This is a genomic window from Streptomyces sp. NPDC014656 (genome assembly GCF_043084305.1).
Taxonomy (GTDB): Bacteria; Actinomycetota; Actinomycetes; order Streptomycetales; family Streptomycetaceae; genus Streptomyces.
Map to the genome: position 1 here is coordinate 76,215 of NZ_JBIBZN010000013.1, position 14,996 is coordinate 91,210.

13 protein-coding genes are annotated in these 14,996 nt (G+C 74.5%); 11 read left to right on the forward strand and 2 right to left on the reverse strand.

What is annotated here, in order from left to right; translation table 11 throughout:
- The first annotated feature begins 71 nt into the window (after positions 1–71).
- From ACF1ED_RS26790 to ACF1ED_RS26800, 3 genes are read left to right on the forward strand one after another with little or no spacing between them, the layout of a single operon-like run.
- Positions 72–767 (forward strand): DUF5819 family protein, encoded by a 696-nt coding sequence (locus tag ACF1ED_RS26790; RefSeq protein WP_391764615.1) that lies wholly within the window; start codon positions 72–74, stop codon positions 765–767.
- Positions 764–2,086, forward strand: a complete 1,323-nt coding sequence (locus tag ACF1ED_RS26795) for an HTTM domain-containing protein (RefSeq protein ID WP_391764617.1) — start codon at positions 764–766, stop codon at positions 2,084–2,086. Before ACF1ED_RS26790 ends, ACF1ED_RS26795 begins: the two co-directional genes overlap by 4 nt.
- Positions 2,083–2,763: a TrmH family RNA methyltransferase gene (locus ACF1ED_RS26800; RefSeq protein ID WP_391764619.1), complete on the forward strand. Its 681-nt coding sequence runs from the start codon at positions 2,083–2,085 to the stop codon at positions 2,761–2,763. The genes ACF1ED_RS26795 and ACF1ED_RS26800 overlap by 4 nt, the downstream gene beginning before the upstream one ends.
- Positions 2,764–2,791: 28 nt before the next feature.
- On the opposite strand, the gene paaN is transcribed toward ACF1ED_RS26800, so the two are convergent.
- Positions 2,792–4,489, reverse strand: coding sequence for a phenylacetic acid degradation protein PaaN (gene paaN, locus ACF1ED_RS26805; protein WP_391764621.1), 1,698 nt, complete (start codon positions 4,487–4,489; stop codon positions 2,792–2,794).
- A 244-nt stretch (positions 4,490–4,733) separates the two neighbouring features.
- Between paaN and ACF1ED_RS26810 the strand changes: the two genes are divergently transcribed.
- Entirely contained in the window at positions 4,734–6,260 is a 1,527-nt protein-coding gene (locus tag ACF1ED_RS26810; RefSeq protein WP_391764887.1) for a 3-hydroxyacyl-CoA dehydrogenase, read from the forward strand.
- 1 nt (position 6,261) lies between these two features.
- Entirely contained in the window at positions 6,262–6,852 is a 591-nt protein-coding gene (locus ACF1ED_RS26815; protein WP_391764623.1) for a TetR/AcrR family transcriptional regulator, read from the forward strand.
- Positions 6,853–7,085: 233 nt separating this feature from the next.
- Here the strand turns inward: ACF1ED_RS26815 and ACF1ED_RS26820 are convergent, their stop codons facing one another.
- Complete coding sequence (locus ACF1ED_RS26820) at positions 7,086–7,652, reverse strand: Lrp/AsnC family transcriptional regulator (RefSeq protein ID WP_391764625.1); 567 nt, start codon at positions 7,650–7,652, stop codon at positions 7,086–7,088.
- A 186-nt stretch (positions 7,653–7,838) separates the two neighbouring features.
- Here ACF1ED_RS26820 and pdhA point away from each other — a divergent pair, with 186 nt between their 5' ends.
- The 6 genes from pdhA (at position 7,839) to ACF1ED_RS26850 (ending at position 14,968) form a co-directional block, all read left to right on the forward strand.
- The gene (pdhA, locus tag ACF1ED_RS26825) at positions 7,839–8,990 is read left to right on the forward strand and encodes a pyruvate dehydrogenase (acetyl-transferring) E1 component subunit alpha (RefSeq protein ID WP_391764627.1); all 1,152 of its coding nucleotides are present in this window, start codon (positions 7,839–7,841) and stop codon (positions 8,988–8,990) included.
- Positions 8,987–10,021: an alpha-ketoacid dehydrogenase subunit beta gene (locus ACF1ED_RS26830; protein ID WP_391764629.1), complete on the forward strand. Its 1,035-nt coding sequence runs from the start codon at positions 8,987–8,989 to the stop codon at positions 10,019–10,021. The genes pdhA and ACF1ED_RS26830 overlap by 4 nt, the downstream gene beginning before the upstream one ends.
- Positions 10,021–11,478: a dihydrolipoamide acetyltransferase family protein gene (locus tag ACF1ED_RS26835; protein ID WP_391764631.1), complete on the forward strand. Its 1,458-nt coding sequence runs from the start codon at positions 10,021–10,023 to the stop codon at positions 11,476–11,478. The genes ACF1ED_RS26830 and ACF1ED_RS26835 overlap by 1 nt, the downstream gene beginning before the upstream one ends.
- A gap of 96 nt (positions 11,479–11,574) precedes the next feature.
- The gene (locus tag ACF1ED_RS26840) at positions 11,575–12,519 is read left to right on the forward strand and encodes a DUF6457 domain-containing protein (RefSeq protein WP_391764633.1); all 945 of its coding nucleotides are present in this window, start codon (positions 11,575–11,577) and stop codon (positions 12,517–12,519) included.
- A complete protein-coding gene (locus ACF1ED_RS26845) occupies positions 12,516–13,889 on the forward strand; it encodes a molybdopterin molybdotransferase MoeA (RefSeq protein ID WP_391764635.1) in 1,374 nt (457 codons plus the stop codon). The genes ACF1ED_RS26840 and ACF1ED_RS26845 overlap by 4 nt, the downstream gene beginning before the upstream one ends.
- A complete protein-coding gene (locus ACF1ED_RS26850; RefSeq protein ID WP_391764637.1) occupies positions 13,877–14,968 on the forward strand; it encodes a potassium channel family protein in 1,092 nt (363 codons plus the stop codon). Before ACF1ED_RS26845 ends, ACF1ED_RS26850 begins: the two co-directional genes overlap by 13 nt.
- The last annotated feature ends 28 nt before the right edge of the window (positions 14,969–14,996 follow it).

A 14,996-nucleotide genomic window follows, 5' to 3' on the forward strand; every position in this document is an offset into this window, starting at 1 on the left:
CCGTTCGAGGCGCAGACGAGCGGGCCACCGGTGGGACGGGATCGGGGCGGGAAGCCCGGGATCGGGGTGGGATGAGCGCGCACATCGACGGCGGCGGGGAGCGGCGGCCGACCGGGGGAATCCTGGCGCTGTCCATGCCGTACCAGGTGGTGGCGGCGGTGGCGCTCGCCGCCGTGGCGGTCCTCGCCTGTCTGCACCTGGGCATGGTCTTCCTGCACGTGGCGCCGTCGAACACGGTCACCAAGCGGCACGGACAGGCCGTCGACGACTGGATCTACCCCGAGTTCGAGCAGAACTGGAAGCTCTTCGCGCCCAACCCGCTCCAGCAGAACGTCTCGGTGCAGGTCCGCGCCGAGGTCGCCGGAGCCGACGGCTCCCGCCGCACCACCGGCTGGATCGACCTGACCGCCCAGGACGTCGAGGACATCCGGGGCAACGTCTTCCCCAGCCACACCCAGCAGAACCAGCTGCGCCGGGCGATCGACTGGTACGGCAACGCGCACGACGACGAGGGCCGCCCCAAGGGCGTGCGGGGCCGGCTCTCGGAGGCGTACATGCGCCGCATCGTGCTGCTCCGCATCGAGGGGCCCGCGTCGCGCGCGGACGTCGGCGGGACAGTGGAGCGGATCCAGCTCCGGCGGACCGCGCGGCCCGTGCCCGCCCCGCACTGGAGCACCGAGAAGCGCTCCACCGAGCCCTCCAGCCGCCTGATGCCCTGGTGGGACATCACCGACGCCGACCGCAGCCGTACGGAGACGAGCCGATGACCGCCCCCAGCCCCGCACCGGCCGCGGCTCCGGCGCGCGTGCCCTTCGACCGCAAGCTGGCCCGGGCGGCGCAGACCGTCACCTCGCGCGCGCTGGGCCCGTACCAGACCGCGATCGTCCGGATCGGCTTCTCGCTGACCTGGCTGTTCTTCCTGGTGCGGGAGTTCCCGCACCGGCACGAGATGTACGGCCCCGACGGCCCCTGGTCCTTCGACCTGGCCCGCCGGCTGATCGCCGACAACCGGGCCTTCACGGTCCTGATGTGGTCCGACGGGCGGCTCTGGTTCGAGGTGGTCTACGGGCTGGCGGTGGTGGCCGCCGTGCTGCTGCTCCTCGGCTGGCACACCCGGGCCGTGTCGGTGGTCTTCATGGTCGGCGCGCTGTCGCTGCAGAACCGGTCCGTCTTCCTCGGCGACGGCGGCGACAACGTCGTGCACCTCGTCTCGATCTACCTCACGCTGGTCCGCTGCGGCCAGGTCTGGTCCCTGGACGCCCGGCGGGCCGCCCGCGAGGCGGCCCGGGGCGAGACGGGCGACGCCGGGAGGACCGAGCTCGCGGGCCCGGCCCTCTGGGTCGTCCTCGGCGGTTTCCTGGTCGCCGCGACCTGGTTCAGCCCGGTCACCGGCGAGTGGTGGATCTACGTGCTGCTCTGGGTGCTCTGGCTGGGCCAGGGGCTGTGGTGGCTGGTCGGGCAGTACGCGCCCGGCGAGCCCCGCGTCCTCCTGGACGTGCTGGCGAACCTCGTCCACAACGCGGCGCTCACGGTCCTCATGGCCGAGGTCTGCCTCATCTACGCCACCGCCGGCTGGTACAAGATCCAGGGCTCGCGCTGGCAGGACGGCACCGCCCTCTTCTACCCGCTGCACCTGGACTACTTCACGCCCTGGCCGGCCCTCTCCGAGCTGCTCGCCTCCAGCGGGATCATGGTCATGCTGCTCAGCTACGGCACGGTGATCGTGCAGGTCGCCTTCCCGTTCACGCTGTTCAAGCGCAAGGTGAAGAACGTCCTGCTCGTCGCGATGATGCTGGAGCACGCGGGCATCGCGCTCCTGCTCGGTCTGCCGGCCTTCTCGATGGCGATGATCGCCGCCGACGCCGTCTTCCTCCCCACGGTCTTCCTGGTGTGGCTCGGCGCGCGCCTGGCCCGGGGCCGCGACCGGCTGCTGCGGCGCGGGCCCGCCGCGGCCGGGCTGCCCCCGCAGCGCCCCGCGGAGGAGGCGCCCCGGGCGTCCGTCGGCGGGGACTCCGGCGGGCAGCCCGCCGGGGGCGCCGACGGGGACTCCGGCGGCGGGGCCGCTCCCCGTACCCTCGTCGGGTGAGCACCACCGAAGAACACCCCGCCCCGGCCGGGGCCGAGCCGCTCCAGTACGACGAGGGGTACGGCCCCGAGATCGGCGTCGGCCCGCACCCCGGGCCGTGGCCCGAGGACCCGCGCTACGACCGCGAGCTGCTGGCCGGGGGCGACCGGCGCAACGTCGTGGACGGGTACCGGTACTGGACGCGGGAGGCGATCGTCGCCGACCTGGACACCCGTCGGCACGACTTCCACGTGGCCGTCGAGAACTGGGGCCACGACTTCAACATCGGATCGGTGGTGCGGACCGCCAACGCCTTCCTGGCCAAGGAGGTGCACATCGTGGGGCGGCGGCGCTGGAACCGGCGCGGGGCCATGGTCACCGACCGCTACCAGCACGTGCGGCACCACCCCGACACCGAGGCGCTCACCGCCTGGGCGGCGGCCGAGGACCTGCCGATCATCGGCATCGACAACCTGCCGGGCTCGGTGCCGCTGGAGCGGACCGTGCTGCCCCGCCGCTGCGTGCTGCTCTTCGGGCAGGAGGGCCCCGGACTGACCGAGGAGGCCCGCCGCCACGTGCGGACGGTCTGCTCGATCGCCCAGTTCGGCTCCACTCGGTCGATCAACGCCGGGGCGGCCGCCGCCATCGCCATGCACGCGTGGATCCAGCGCTACGCGGACGTGCCGGCCCCCGAGTAGGGACCGGCACTCCGGGCGGACCGCCGGATCAGGCCTGGCGGCGCACCTCGACCACCCGGAAGCGGTTGGAGACGAAGGCGCCGTCGCACAGCGCCGCGTTCGCCGCCGGGTTGCCGCCCGAGCCGTGGAAGTCGGAGAAGGCGGCCGTCTGGTTCACGTACACCCCGCCCGTCAGGTTGAGCGAGAGCTGCGCCGACTCCTCCAGGCAGATCTCCTCCACGGCCCGCTCGGTGTCGGCGGAGGTCGTGTACGCGCCGACCGTCATCGCGCCCTTGTCGCGGATCGTGCGCCGCAGCAGCTCCAGGCCGTCCGCCGTGGAGTCGACCGAGACGGCGAAGGAGACCGGGCCGAAGCACTCGGAGAGGTAGGCCGCCTCCGCGTCCGGCTTGGTGCCGTCCAGCTTGACCATGACCGGGGTGCGGACGACCGCCTCCGGGAAGTCCGGGTTGGGCACCTCGCGGGACGCCAGGGCGACCTCGCCCAGGCTCGCGGCCGCCTCCAGGCGGGCCTTCACGTCCGGGTTGACCAGGGCTCCGAGCAGGGCGTTGGCCCGGGCGTCGTCGCCGAGGAGGCCGCCGACCGCGGCGGCCAGGTCGGCCACCACCTCGTCGTAGGACCGGGGGCCCTGGTCGGTGGCGATGCCGTCCCGGGGGATCAGCAGGTTCTGCGGGGTGGTGCACATCTGGCCGCTGTACAGCGACAGCGAGAACGCCAGGTTGGACAGCATCCCCTTGTAGTCGTCGGTGGAGTCGATCAGCACCGTGTTGACGCCGGCCTTCTCCGTGTAGACCTGCGCCTGGCGGGCGTTGGCCTCCAGCCAGTCGCCGAACTCGGTCGAGCCGGTGTAGTCGATGATCCGGATCTCCGGGCGGACCGCCAGGGTCTTGGCGATGCCCTCGCCCGGCCGCTCGGTGGCCAGCGCCACCAGGTTCGGGTCGAAGCCGGACTCGGCGAGGACCTCGCGGGCGACCTTCACGGTCAGCGCCAGCGGGAGGACCGCGCGCGGGTGGGGCTTCACCAGGACCGCGTTGCCCGTCGCGAGGGAGGCGAACAGGCCCGGGTAGCCGTTCCACGTCGGGAAGGTGTTGCAGCCGATGACCAGGGCGACGCCGCGGCCGACCGGCGTGAACTCCTTGCTCAGCTCCAGCGGGTCCCGCTTGCCCTGCGGCTTGGACCAGGCGGCCCGGCCGGCGGGGGTGCGGGTCTGCTCCTCGTACGCGTACGCCACCGCCTCCAGGCCGCGGTCCTGCGCGTGCGGGCCGCCGGCCTGGAAGGCCATCATGAACGCCTGGCCGCTGGTGTGCATGACCGCGTGGGCGAACTCGTGGGTGCGGGCCGAGATCCGGGCCAGGACCTCCAGGCAGACCAGGGCGCGCGTCTCCGGCCCGGCGTCCCGCCAGGCGGGCAGACCGGCGCGCATCGCGGGCAGCAGCACGTCGACGTCCGCGTGCGGGTACTCGACGCCCAGCGCGGGGCCGTACGGCGAGATCTCGCCGCCGGTCCAGCCGTCGGTGCCCGGCTGGTCGAGGTCGAAGCGGCCGTTCAGCACCGCCTCGTGGGCGGCGAGGCCGGCCGCGGCGTCCAGTGAGCCGTCCGCCCCGTAGGCCTTCGGGTGCTCCGGGTACGGCGACCAGTAGGCGCGGGTGCGGATGGTGGCGAGGGCCTGATCGAGCGTGGACCGGTGCTTCTCGGCCAGAAGGTCGGCGGTCGGCTGGGCGGTGGCCATGGATGGACCAACTCCTCGTCGAGCTGGGCAGGGAGACGCTTACGGAGTTAGAGTAACCGAACGATCGGTCGGGACAAGGGGGTCTGTCGATCCTGTGGAAAACCCATCGGGGAGGATCACTCCTATGAGCGCCGGAACGAGCGCCGGGACGAGCGCCGACAAGGGCACCGGCGCGGGCGCCGGAGGCAGCGCCGACAGGGGCGCCGCCGCGCACGCCAACGGGACCGTCAGGGGGAGCGCCACCATGGACGACGCAAGGGCCGCGGGCAGGGCGATCGGACGGGACAGGACCGTCGCCGTCGTCGGCACCGGCACCATGGGCCAGGGGATCGCACAGGTGGCGCTCGCCGCCGGCCATCCCGTACGGCTCTACGACAGCGCGCCCGGCCGGGCCGCCGAGGCCGTCGCCGCGATCGGCGCCCGCCTGGACCGGCTGGTCGAGAAGGGGCGGATGGCCGCCGCCGACCGCGAGGCCGCCGCCGGACGCCTGCACGCCGCCGCCGACCTGGCGGAGCTCGCCGACGCGGCCCTCGTCGTCGAGGCGATCGTCGAGGACCTGGCGGTCAAGCAGCGGCTCTTCGCCGACCTGGAGAAGACCGTCGGCGACGACGCCCTCCTCGCCACCAACACCTCCTCCCTCTCCGTCACCGCCATCGCGGGCGGCCTGCGGCTGCCCGGCCGCTTCGTCGGCCTGCACTTCTTCAACCCGGCGCCGCTGCTCCCCCTCGTCGAGGTCGTCCGCGGCTTCGCCTCCGACGAGACCGCCGCCACGCGCGCGTACGAGACGATGAAGGCCTGGGGCAAGACGCCGGTGCGCTGCGCCGACACCCCCGGCTTCATCGTCAACCGGATCGCCCGGCCCTTCTACGCGGAGGCCTTCCGCGTGTACGAGGAGGGCGGCGCCGATCCGGCGACCATCGACGCGGTGCTGCGCGAGTGCGGCGGCTTCCGGATGGGCCCCTTCGAGCTGACCGACCTGATCGGGCAGGACGTCAACGAGGCCGTCACCCGCTCCGTGTGGGACTCCTTCTTCCAGGACCCGAAGTTCACGCCGTCGCTGGCGCAGCGGCGGCTGGTCGAGTCGGGCCGCCTCGGCCGGAAGACCGGCCACGGCTGGTTCTCGTACGAGGAGGGCGCGGAGCGGCCGGCCGCCCATCTGGCCCCGCCGGCGCAGGCGCCCGCCGAGATCACCGTCGAGGGCGACCTCGGCCCGGCCCGCGAGCTGATCGTCCTGGCCCGCGAGGCCGGGATCACCGTCCACGAGGCGGAGGAGGACGGCGGCACCCGCATCGTGCTCCCGAGCGGCGGGCAGCTGGCGCTCGCCGACGGCCAGACCTCGGCCGAGTTCCGCGACGTCGTCTACTTCGACCTCTCCCTCGACTACCGGGCGGCGACCAGGGTGGCGCTCTCGGCCTCCGAGGTCACGGCCTGGGAGACGCTGCGCGGGGCGATCGGCCTGTTCCAGGCGCTCGGGAAGCGGGTCAGCGTCATCGGGGACGTGCCCGGGATGATCGTCGCCCGTACGGTGGCGATGCTGATCGACCTCGCGGCCGACGCCGTCGCCAAGGGGGTCGCCACCGCCGAGGACATCGACACCGCGATGCGGCTGGGGGTCAACTACCCGGTCGGACCGTTCGAGTGGCGGCGCAGGCTCGGTGCCTCGTGGGCGCACGAAGTCCTCGACGAGCTGCACGCGCGGGTGCCCACCGGGCGCTACGCACCCTCCCTGGCGCTGTACCGCCGGACCTACACCGAGATGGGTGGCGAGTGACATGACCACCGCCAGACGTGACACCTACACGCCCGAGACGCTGCTCTCGGTCGCCGTGAAGGTCTTCAACGAGCGCGGTTACGACGGCACCTCCATGGAGCACCTGTCCAAGGCGGCGGGGATCTCCAAGTCCTCGATCTACCACCACGTGACGGGCAAGGAGGAGCTGCTGCGGCGGGCGGTCAGCCGGGCGCTCGACGGGCTCTTCGGAATCCTGGAGGAGCCGGGCGCGGTACGCGGCCGGGCGGTGGAGCGGGTCGAGTACGTGACCCGGCGGACCGTCGAGGTGCTGATATCGGAGCTGCCGTACGTGACGCTGCTGCTGCGGGTGCGGGGGAACACCGCGACCGAGCGGTGGGCCATGGAGCGGCGCCGGGAGTTCGACCACCGGGTGGCCGAGCTGCTCGGGGGGGCGGCGGCCGACGGCGACCTGCGGGCCGACGTGGACATCCGGCTCGCGACCCGGCTCCTCTTCGGCATGATCAACTCGCTGGTGGAGTGGTACCGGCCGCATCCGGACCAGACGGAGCGCGACCAGCTCGCCGAGACCGTCGCCCACCTGGCCTTCGACGGGCTGCGGAAGGCGCGCTGAGGGGCCGGTGCGGGGCCGGTGAGGGCCTTGTGCGGCGGGCGGGAGGGCTCCGGGACGTTCTCCCGGGGCCCTCGTCGCGTCCAGGGGGCCTTGAGAGCCCTGGGGCGGCGCTCCAGGGCCCGGGGCGGTGCTCAAGGCCCTCAAGTCCCGGGGCGGTGCTCAGGCCCCTCAAGGGGCCCCGGGGCGTGGTGGCGGAGGCCCCGGGACGTGGGCCGGGGCCCCGGCGCGACCTTTCAGGGCCTCGGGTCGGCGTTCAGGTCCATCTCGTCGAAGACGAGGAGTGTGCGGGTGGAGAGCACCTCGGGGATCGCCTGGAGGCGGGTGAGGACCAGCTCGCGCAGGGTCCTGTTGTCCGGGGTGTGCACCAGCAGCAGCACGTCGAAGTCGCCGCTGACCAGCGCGATGTGCGCGGCGCCCGGAAGCGCCTTGAGCTGTTCGCGGACGGTGCGCCAGGAGTTCTGGACGATCTTGAGCGTGATGTAGGCGGAGGCGCCGTGGCCCGCCCGCTCGTGATCGACCCGGGCGCTGAAGCCGCGGATCACGCCGTCGTCGATGAGCCGGTTGATCCGGGCGTACGCGTTGGCCCGGGAGACGTGCACCCGCTCGGCCACGGACCGCACCGAGGCGCGTCCGTCCGTCTGGAGCAATCGCAGGATGTCCCGGTCTATCGGGTCCAGCGGCCGTGCCGGGAGGGCGTGCGCCGGCGTGTCCGGGGGAGCGCTCAGCACCTCGCCCGTCACGTCCCCCGCCGTTTCGTCCGGGGCCCCGCCCCGGGCGACGGCCATTTGTTCATCCGTCATGTCCCCCCGCCTCTCTCCGGTGGACGACCTGCCTCTATCCCAGGCTGTGGAGAACCGTTTGTCCACAGGCTGGAGGTGCCTGTAGCCAAAATGCCTCCACGACCGAACAATCGGTAGGTGAGGCGCGCCACACCCGCGCCACCCGCCTTCGGGTCTTATGCCCGCTCCCACGAGGAGGTGGACTCGTTGCAACAGCGCAGTTCGACAGTCCAGGAGCCGCTCGCCGAGACGGCCCACCGGTCCGCGCCGCCGCCCGCCTGGCGGCCGCGGACCGATCCCGCCCCGCTGCTGCCCGACACCGAGCCGCTGCGCGTGCTCGGCACGGACGCGGTGGCCGACGCCGACCCCGCGCTGCTGCGCCGGCTCTACGCGGAGCTGGTCCGCGGCCGCCGGTACAACGCCCAGGCGACCGCCCTGACGAAGCAGGGCAGGCTCGCGGTCTACCCGTCCACCACCGGCCAGGAGGCGAGCGAGATCGCCGCCGCCCTCGCCCTGGAGGAGCGGGACTGGCTCTTCCCGTCGTACCGCGACACCCTCGCGGCCGTCGCCCGCGGCCTCGACCCCGTGCAGGCCCTCACCCTGCTGCGGGGCGACTGGCACACCGGGTACGACCCGCGCGAGCACCGCATCGCGCCCCTGTGCACCCCGCTCGCCACCCAGCTGCCGCACGCCGTGGGCCTCGCCCACGCGGCCCGGCTGAAGGGCGACGACGTGGTCGCGCTCGCCATGGTCGGCGACGGCGGCACCAGCGAGGGCGACTTCCACGAGGCGCTGAACTTCGCCGCCGTCTGGCAGGCGCCGGTGGTCTTCTTCGTGCAGAACAACGGCTTCGCGATCTCCGTGCCGCTCGCCAAGCAGACCGCCGCCCCCTCGCTCGCCCACAAGGCGGTCGGATACGGCATGCCGGGCCGCCTGGTGGACGGCAACGACGTGGTGGCGGTGCACCAGGTGCTCACCGAGGCCGTGGCCCGCGCGCGGCGCGGCGGCGGCCCGACCCTGGTGGAGGCGATCACCTACCGGATCGATGCCCACACCAACGCCGACGACGCCACCCGCTACCGCGCGGACGGCGAGGTCGAGACCTGGCGGGCGCACGACCCGGTGCTCCTCCTGGAGCGGGAGCTGACCGCGCGGGGCCTGCTCGACGAGGAGGGCCGCCGGGCGGCGGCCGAGGCCGCCGAGACGATGGCGGCCGACCTGCGCGAGCGGATGAACGCCGACCCGGTGCTCGACCCGATGGACCTCTTCACCCACGTCTACGCCGAGCAGACCGCGCAGCTGCGCGAGCAGGCGGCGCAGCTGCGGGCCGAACTCGAAGCGGAGGGCGAGAGCCGATGACGACGGCGACGACCGGCGCGGCCGCCAAGGCGGCGGGCCGGACCAAGCCGGCCACGATGGCGCAGGCGCTCCAGCGCGCCATGCGCGACGCGATGGCCGAGGACCCGACCGTCCACGTCATGGGCGAGGACGTCGGCACCCTCGGCGGGGTCTTCCGGGTCACCGACGGGCTCGCCAAGGAGTTCGGCGAGGACCGCTGCACGGACACGCCGCTGGCCGAGGCGGGCATCCTCGGCGCCGCCGTCGGCATGGCCATGTACGGCCTGCGGCCGGTGGTGGAGATGCAGTTCGACGCGTTCGCCTACCCGGCGTTCGAGCAGCTCGTCTCGCACGTGGCGAAGATGCGGAACAGGACGCGCGGCGCGATGCCGATGCCGATGGTGATCCGGGTGCCGTACGGCGGGGGGATCGGCGGCGTCGAGCACCACAGCGACTCCTCCGAGATCTACTACATGGCCACCCCCGGACTGCACGTGGTCACCCCGGCCACCGTCGAGGACGCCTACGGCCTGCTGCGGGCCGCCATCGCCTCCGACGACCCGGTCGTCTTCCTGGAGCCCAAGCGGCTCTACTGGGCGAAGTCCGACTGGTCGCCCGAGGCACCCGCGCGCGTGGAGCCCATCGGCAAGGCCGTGGTCCGCCGGTCCGGCACCAGCGCCACGCTGATCACCTACGGTCCCTCGCTGCCGGTCTGCCTGGAGGCGGCCGAGGCGGCCACCGCCGAGGGCTGGGACCTGGAGGTCGTGGACCTCCGCTCGCTCGTGCCCTTCGACGACGAGACCGTCGCCGCGTCGGTGCGGCGCACCGGCCGCGCGGTCGTGGTCCACGAGTCCGGCGGCTTCGCCGGCCCCGGTGCCGAGATCGCCGCCCGGGTCACCGAGCGCTGCTTCCACCACCTGGAGGCCCCGGTGCTGCGGGTCGCGGGCTTCGACCTCCCCTACCCGCCGCCGATGCTGGAGCGGCACCACCTGCCGGGCGTCGACCGGGTCCTGGACGCGGTCGCGCGGCTCCAGTGGGAGGCGGGGAACTGATGGCACAGGTACTGGAGTTCAAGCTCCCCGACCTCGGCGAGGGGCTCACCGAGGCCGAGATCGTCCGCTGGCTGGTGGACGTCGGGGACGTCGTCGCGATCGACCAGCCGGTCGTCGAGGTCGAGACCGCCAAGGCGATGGTCGAGGTGCCCTGTCCGTACGGGGGCGTGGTCACCGCCCGCTTCGGCGAGGAGGGCACCGAACTGCCCGTCGGAGCACCGCTCCTGACGGTCGCCGTCGGAGCCTCCGCCGGTGCCGGGACGGCCGCCGGGCCCACGCCGGAGACGGCCGGGGCCGCCTCCGCCGCTTCCCCCTCCGCCGATTCCGCCGTCTCGTCGGAGTACTCGGGCAACGTGCTCGTCGGCTACGGCACGGCGGGCCCCGCGGCCCGGCGGCGCCGGATCCGCCCCCAGTCCCCGGCCGTCGCGAACCCCACGCCGAACGTGACGGCCGGCCCCACCCCCACGGCCCGGGCGACGGCCCCGGAAGCCGCACCCGCCCCCGCTCCCGCACCCGCGCGTGCGGCGGCGGTCGCCGTCGCCGGGCCCGAGGGGCCGGTCCCGGTCATCTCCCCGCTCGTGCGGAAGCTGGCCCGCGACCGGGGCCTCGACCTGCGGGAGGTGCGCGGCTCGGGGCCCGAGGGCCTGATCCTCCGCGCCGACGTCGAGCGGGCCCTCACCGCGCGCGAAGCGCCCGCGGCGACCGCACCGGCCGCGACCCCCGCCGTTCCCCCCGTGTCCGTCCCGGCCGTCGCTCCCGCCGCGTCCGCCGGGGAGCGGATTCCGCTGCGCGGGCTGCGCGGGGCCGTCGCCGACAAGCTCTCCCGGAGCCGTACCGAGATCCCCGACGCGACCTGCTGGGTGGACGCCGACGCCACCGAACTCATGGCCGCGCGGGCGGCGATGAACGCGGCGGGCGGCCCGAAGATCTCGCTCCTCGCGCTCCTCGCCCGGATCTGCGCCCACGCCCTGGCCCGCTTCCCGGAGCTGAACGCCACCGTGGACACGGCCGCCCGGGAGATCGTCCGGCTGCCCTCGGTGCACCTCGGCTTCGCCGCCCAGACCCCGCGCGGACTCGTCGTCCCCGTGGTCCGGGACGCCGGGACCCGGACCGCCGAGTCGCTGACCGAGGAGTTCGCCCGGCTCACCGAGACGGCCCGGCAGGGCACCCTCACCCCGGCCGACCTCACCGGCGGCACCTTCACCCTCAACAACTACGGGGTGTTCGGGGTGGACGGCTCCACGCCGATCGTCAACCACCCCGAAGCGGCGATGCTGGGCGTCGGCCGGATCATCCCCAAGCCCTGGGTCCACCAGGGCGAACTGGCCGTCCGTCAGGTGGTGCAGCTCTCGCTCACCTTCGACCACCGCGTCTGCGACGGCGGCACCGCCGGCGGCTTCCTGCGGTACGTCGCGGACTGCGTCGAACAGCCGGCGGTGCTCCTCCGCACGGTCTGACCGGCGAGGGCCGCGCGCCGGTGCGCCCCGGGCCCGGTCCGTCTCGACAGGAGAGCGGCCGGGCACCGGCGGACGGCGGCGGCCCATACTGCTGGGGTGACCACCGCATATGACGCCGTCGTGCTCGCCGGAGGCGCCGCACGGCGCCTCGGCGGCGTGGACAAGCCAGGGGTACGGGTCGGCGGCCGGGCCCTGCTCGACCGGGTGCTCGCCGCCTGCGCCGGGGCGCGCCGCACCGTGGTCGTCGGCGACCCGCGCCCCACGGTCCGGCCCGTCGACTGGACCCGCGAGGAGCGGATCGGCAGCGGCCCGCTGGCGGCCCTCGACGCCGGGGCCGACGTGCTCCGGGACGGAGCCGTAGCCGAAGGCGGGGAGCGGGGCGGCGACGGGGACGGGGCGCCGGCCCCCGACGTCCTGCTCGTGCTCTCCGCCGACCTGCCGTTCCTCGGCGAGGCGACCGTCCTGCGGCTGCTCGCCGGGCTCGACGCCGGGCCCGGGGCCGAGGCCGCGCTCCTCACCGATGCCGACGGGCGCGACCAGCCGCTCGTCGCCGTCTACCGGACCGGCCCCCTGCGCCGCGAGCTCGACGGCCTGCGCCACGCGCACCGCGGCCTCGACGGCCTCCCCCTGAGGTTCCTCACCGGCGGGCTGCGGACCGTCCGGGTCCCGGCGGGTCCTGACGAGCCGTCGGCCTCCTTCGACTGCGACACCTGGGAGGACATCGCCACGGCCCGCGCCCGCATCAGGGACCATGGAACCGTGCTGGACGAATGGATCACCGCAGTCAAGACCGAACTGGGCCTCGACCTGGACGTCGACACCGGCGCCCTGCTCGATCTGGCCCGGGACGCCGCCCACGGCGTCGCCCGCCCCGCCGCGCCCCTGACGACCTTCCTCGTCGGCTACGCCGCGGCGAAGGCGGCCGAGGACGGCACGGACCCGGCCGAGGCGGTCGCCGAGGCCGCCCGCAAGGCAGCCGCCCTCGCCGGGCAGTGGGCCGCCGAGCAGGCCGGGCAGGCGGAACAGGACGAGGCCGGATGACCCCCGGACAACCCGCCACTCCCCCCGCCCCGGCCCCCGCGTCCGAGCGGGGGCACGGGCACCACCGGGCCACCCCCTGGTCCGAGGCGCGCGCCCTCGCCGCCCGTGCCGGAGCCGGGGCCCTTGCGGCGGTGGGCCGCCCGCCCGTCCGCGTACCGCTCGGGCAGGCGCTCGGCCGGACCCTCGCCGAACCGCTGCGGGCCCTCACCGACCTGCCCCCCTTCGACAGTTCCGCCATGGACGGCTGGGCGGTCGCGGGACCGGGGCCCTGGAGGGTGCGCGAGGAGTCCGTCCTCGCCGGGCACGCCGGGGCCGCCGCCCTCGCGTCCGGGGAGGCGGTACGGATCGCCACCGGCGCCCGCGTCCCGGCCGGTGCCACCGCCGTCGTCCGCGCCGAGCACTCCCGCACCGAGCCCGGGGACGGAACGGTTCTGCTGCACCCCCTCCGCGAGGTCGTGCCCGGGCAGGACATCCGCCCCCGGGGCCAGGAGTGCCGGACCGGCGACGAGCTGCTGCCCGCCGGGTCCCTCGTCGGCCCGGCCGTCCTCGGCCTCGCCGCCGCCGCCGGGTACGACGAGCCCGCCGTGCTGGCGCGCCCCCGGGTGGAGGTCCTGGTCCTCGGCGACGAGCTGCTGACGGCCGGGCTCCCCCACGAGGGGCTGATCCGGGACGCGCTCGGCCCGATGCTCGGGCCCTGGCTGACGGCGCTGGGCGCCGAGGTCCTGGCGACCCGCCGGATCGGCGACGACGCGGAGGCGCTCCACGAGGCGGTCACCACGTCCGCCGCCGAGCTCGTCGTCACCACCGGAGGCACCGCCGCCGGGCCCGTGGACCACGTCCACGGGGTCCTCGACAAGGCGGGCGCCACCCTCCTGGTCGACGGGGTGAAGGTCCGCCCCGGCCACCCCATGCTGCTGGCCCGGCTGGACGCCGGCCGCCATCTCGTCGGACTGCCGGGCAACCCCCTGGCCGCCGTCTCCGGCCTCCTCACCCTCGCCGCGCCCCTGCTGGCCGCGCTGACCGCCCCACCGGGCACGGCCCCCGCGCCGGGCGGGACCACCCCACAGGGCACGGCCCCCGCCTCCCCGGCCTCCGCCCCCCTCCGTGACGGCGTCCAGGGCCACCCGCACGACACCCGGCTCGTCCCCGTCGTCCACCGGGACGGGCTCGTCGTGCCCCTGCGCTACAACGGACCGGCCATGCTGCGCGGTATCGCCGCCGCCGACGCGATGGCCGTGGTCCCGCCCGGGGGAGCCGAGTCCGGACAGCGCCTCGAACTGCTCGCCCTCCCCTGGCCGACCGAGCCGCCGGCCGGGACGCCGACCCCCGTGTCGCCCGCGGCGCCCGCCCAAGGAGCATGTTTCACGTGAAACTTCCCAGCCGTGATGTCATGGCCCGCCATGCCGACGAGAAGGTCACCGGTTCGCGGGTAGCGCTCCCCCGCCGGCACGTGGACCCGCTCCGCCAGGTCGGCCGCCGTCTCCTCATGGCCCTCGGGGTCCTGTTCCTGACGGTCCTCATCGTCTACGCGGACCGCGACGGCTACCACGACAACGCCAACGGCACCGTCGACTTCCTCGACTGCGCCTACTACGCGACCGTCACCCTCTCCACCACCGGATACGGCGACATCGTCCCGTACAGCGACTCCGCGCGACTCGTCAACATCCTGGTGATCACGCCCCTGCGCGTGCTGTTCCTGATCATCCTGGTCGGCACCACCCTCGAGGTCCTCACCGAACGGACCCGGGAGGAATTCCGGCTGAAGCACTGGAGGACCACCTTGCGCGACCACACCGTGATCGTCGGCTTCGGTACGAAGGGACGGTCCGCGATCCAGACCCTCTGCGCCACCGGCCTGCGCAAGGACCAGATCGTCATCGTCGACCCCTCCGAGAAGGTCATCGAGGCGGCCAACCTCGACGGCTTCGTCGGCGTCGTCGGCGACGGCACCCGGAGCGACGTCCTGCTCAGGGCCGAGGTGCAGCGCGCCCGCCAGATCGTCATCGCCACCCAGCGCGACGACACCGCCGTCCTGGTCACCCTGACCGCCCGCCAGCTCAACAAGGGTGCCAAGATCGTCGCCGCCGTCCGCGAGGAGGAGAACGCTCCGCTGCTCCGCCAGTCCGGCGCCGACGCGGTCATCACCAGCGCCTCCGCCGCCGGCCGGCTCCTCGGCCTCTCCGTGCTCAGCCCCAGCGCGGGCACGGTCATGGAGGACCTGATCCAGCAGGGCTCCGGCCTCGACCTGGTCGAGCGCCCGGTCACCAAGGCCGAGGCGGGCCGGAGCGTCCGGGAGACCGACGACCTGGTGGTGAGCGTGCTGCGCGGTCACCGCCTGCTCGGCTACGACGACCCGGTGGCCAGCCCGCTCCAGCTCACGGACCGGGTCATCACCATCGTCCGGGCCGCCCCGGTCACCCCGCTCACCACGCCGCCGGAGGACTGAGCGGACGGAGGACGGGCCCGGGAGTAGC

What these genes read in the sequence shown, in the direction of transcription:
- ACF1ED_RS26815 (WP_391764623.1), top strand. Translation starts at nt 6,262, where the DNA reads ATGACCACCGCCAGACGTGACACCTACACGCCCGAGACGCTGCTCTCG.
- paaN (WP_391764621.1), bottom strand. Translation starts at nt 4,489, where the DNA reads ATGGCCACCGCCCAGCCGACCGCCGACCTTCTGGCCGAGAAGCACCGG.
- ACF1ED_RS26795 (WP_391764617.1), top strand. Translation starts at nt 764, where the DNA reads ATGACCGCCCCCAGCCCCGCACCGGCCGCGGCTCCGGCGCGCGTGCCC.
- ACF1ED_RS26830 (WP_391764629.1), top strand. Translation starts at nt 8,987, where the DNA reads ATGACGACGGCGACGACCGGCGCGGCCGCCAAGGCGGCGGGCCGGACC.
- ACF1ED_RS26835 (WP_391764631.1), top strand. Translation starts at nt 10,021, where the DNA reads ATGGCACAGGTACTGGAGTTCAAGCTCCCCGACCTCGGCGAGGGGCTC.
- ACF1ED_RS26810 (WP_391764887.1), top strand. Translation starts at nt 4,734, where the DNA reads ATGGACGACGCAAGGGCCGCGGGCAGGGCGATCGGACGGGACAGGACC.
- ACF1ED_RS26820 (WP_391764625.1), bottom strand. Translation starts at nt 7,652, where the DNA reads ATGACGGATGAACAAATGGCCGTCGCCCGGGGCGGGGCCCCGGACGAA.
- ACF1ED_RS26790 (WP_391764615.1), top strand. Translation starts at nt 72, where the DNA reads ATGAGCGCGCACATCGACGGCGGCGGGGAGCGGCGGCCGACCGGGGGA.
- ACF1ED_RS26845 (WP_391764635.1), top strand. Translation starts at nt 12,516, where the DNA reads ATGACCCCCGGACAACCCGCCACTCCCCCCGCCCCGGCCCCCGCGTCC.
- ACF1ED_RS26850 (WP_391764637.1), top strand. Translation starts at nt 13,877, where the DNA reads ATGTTTCACGTGAAACTTCCCAGCCGTGATGTCATGGCCCGCCATGCC.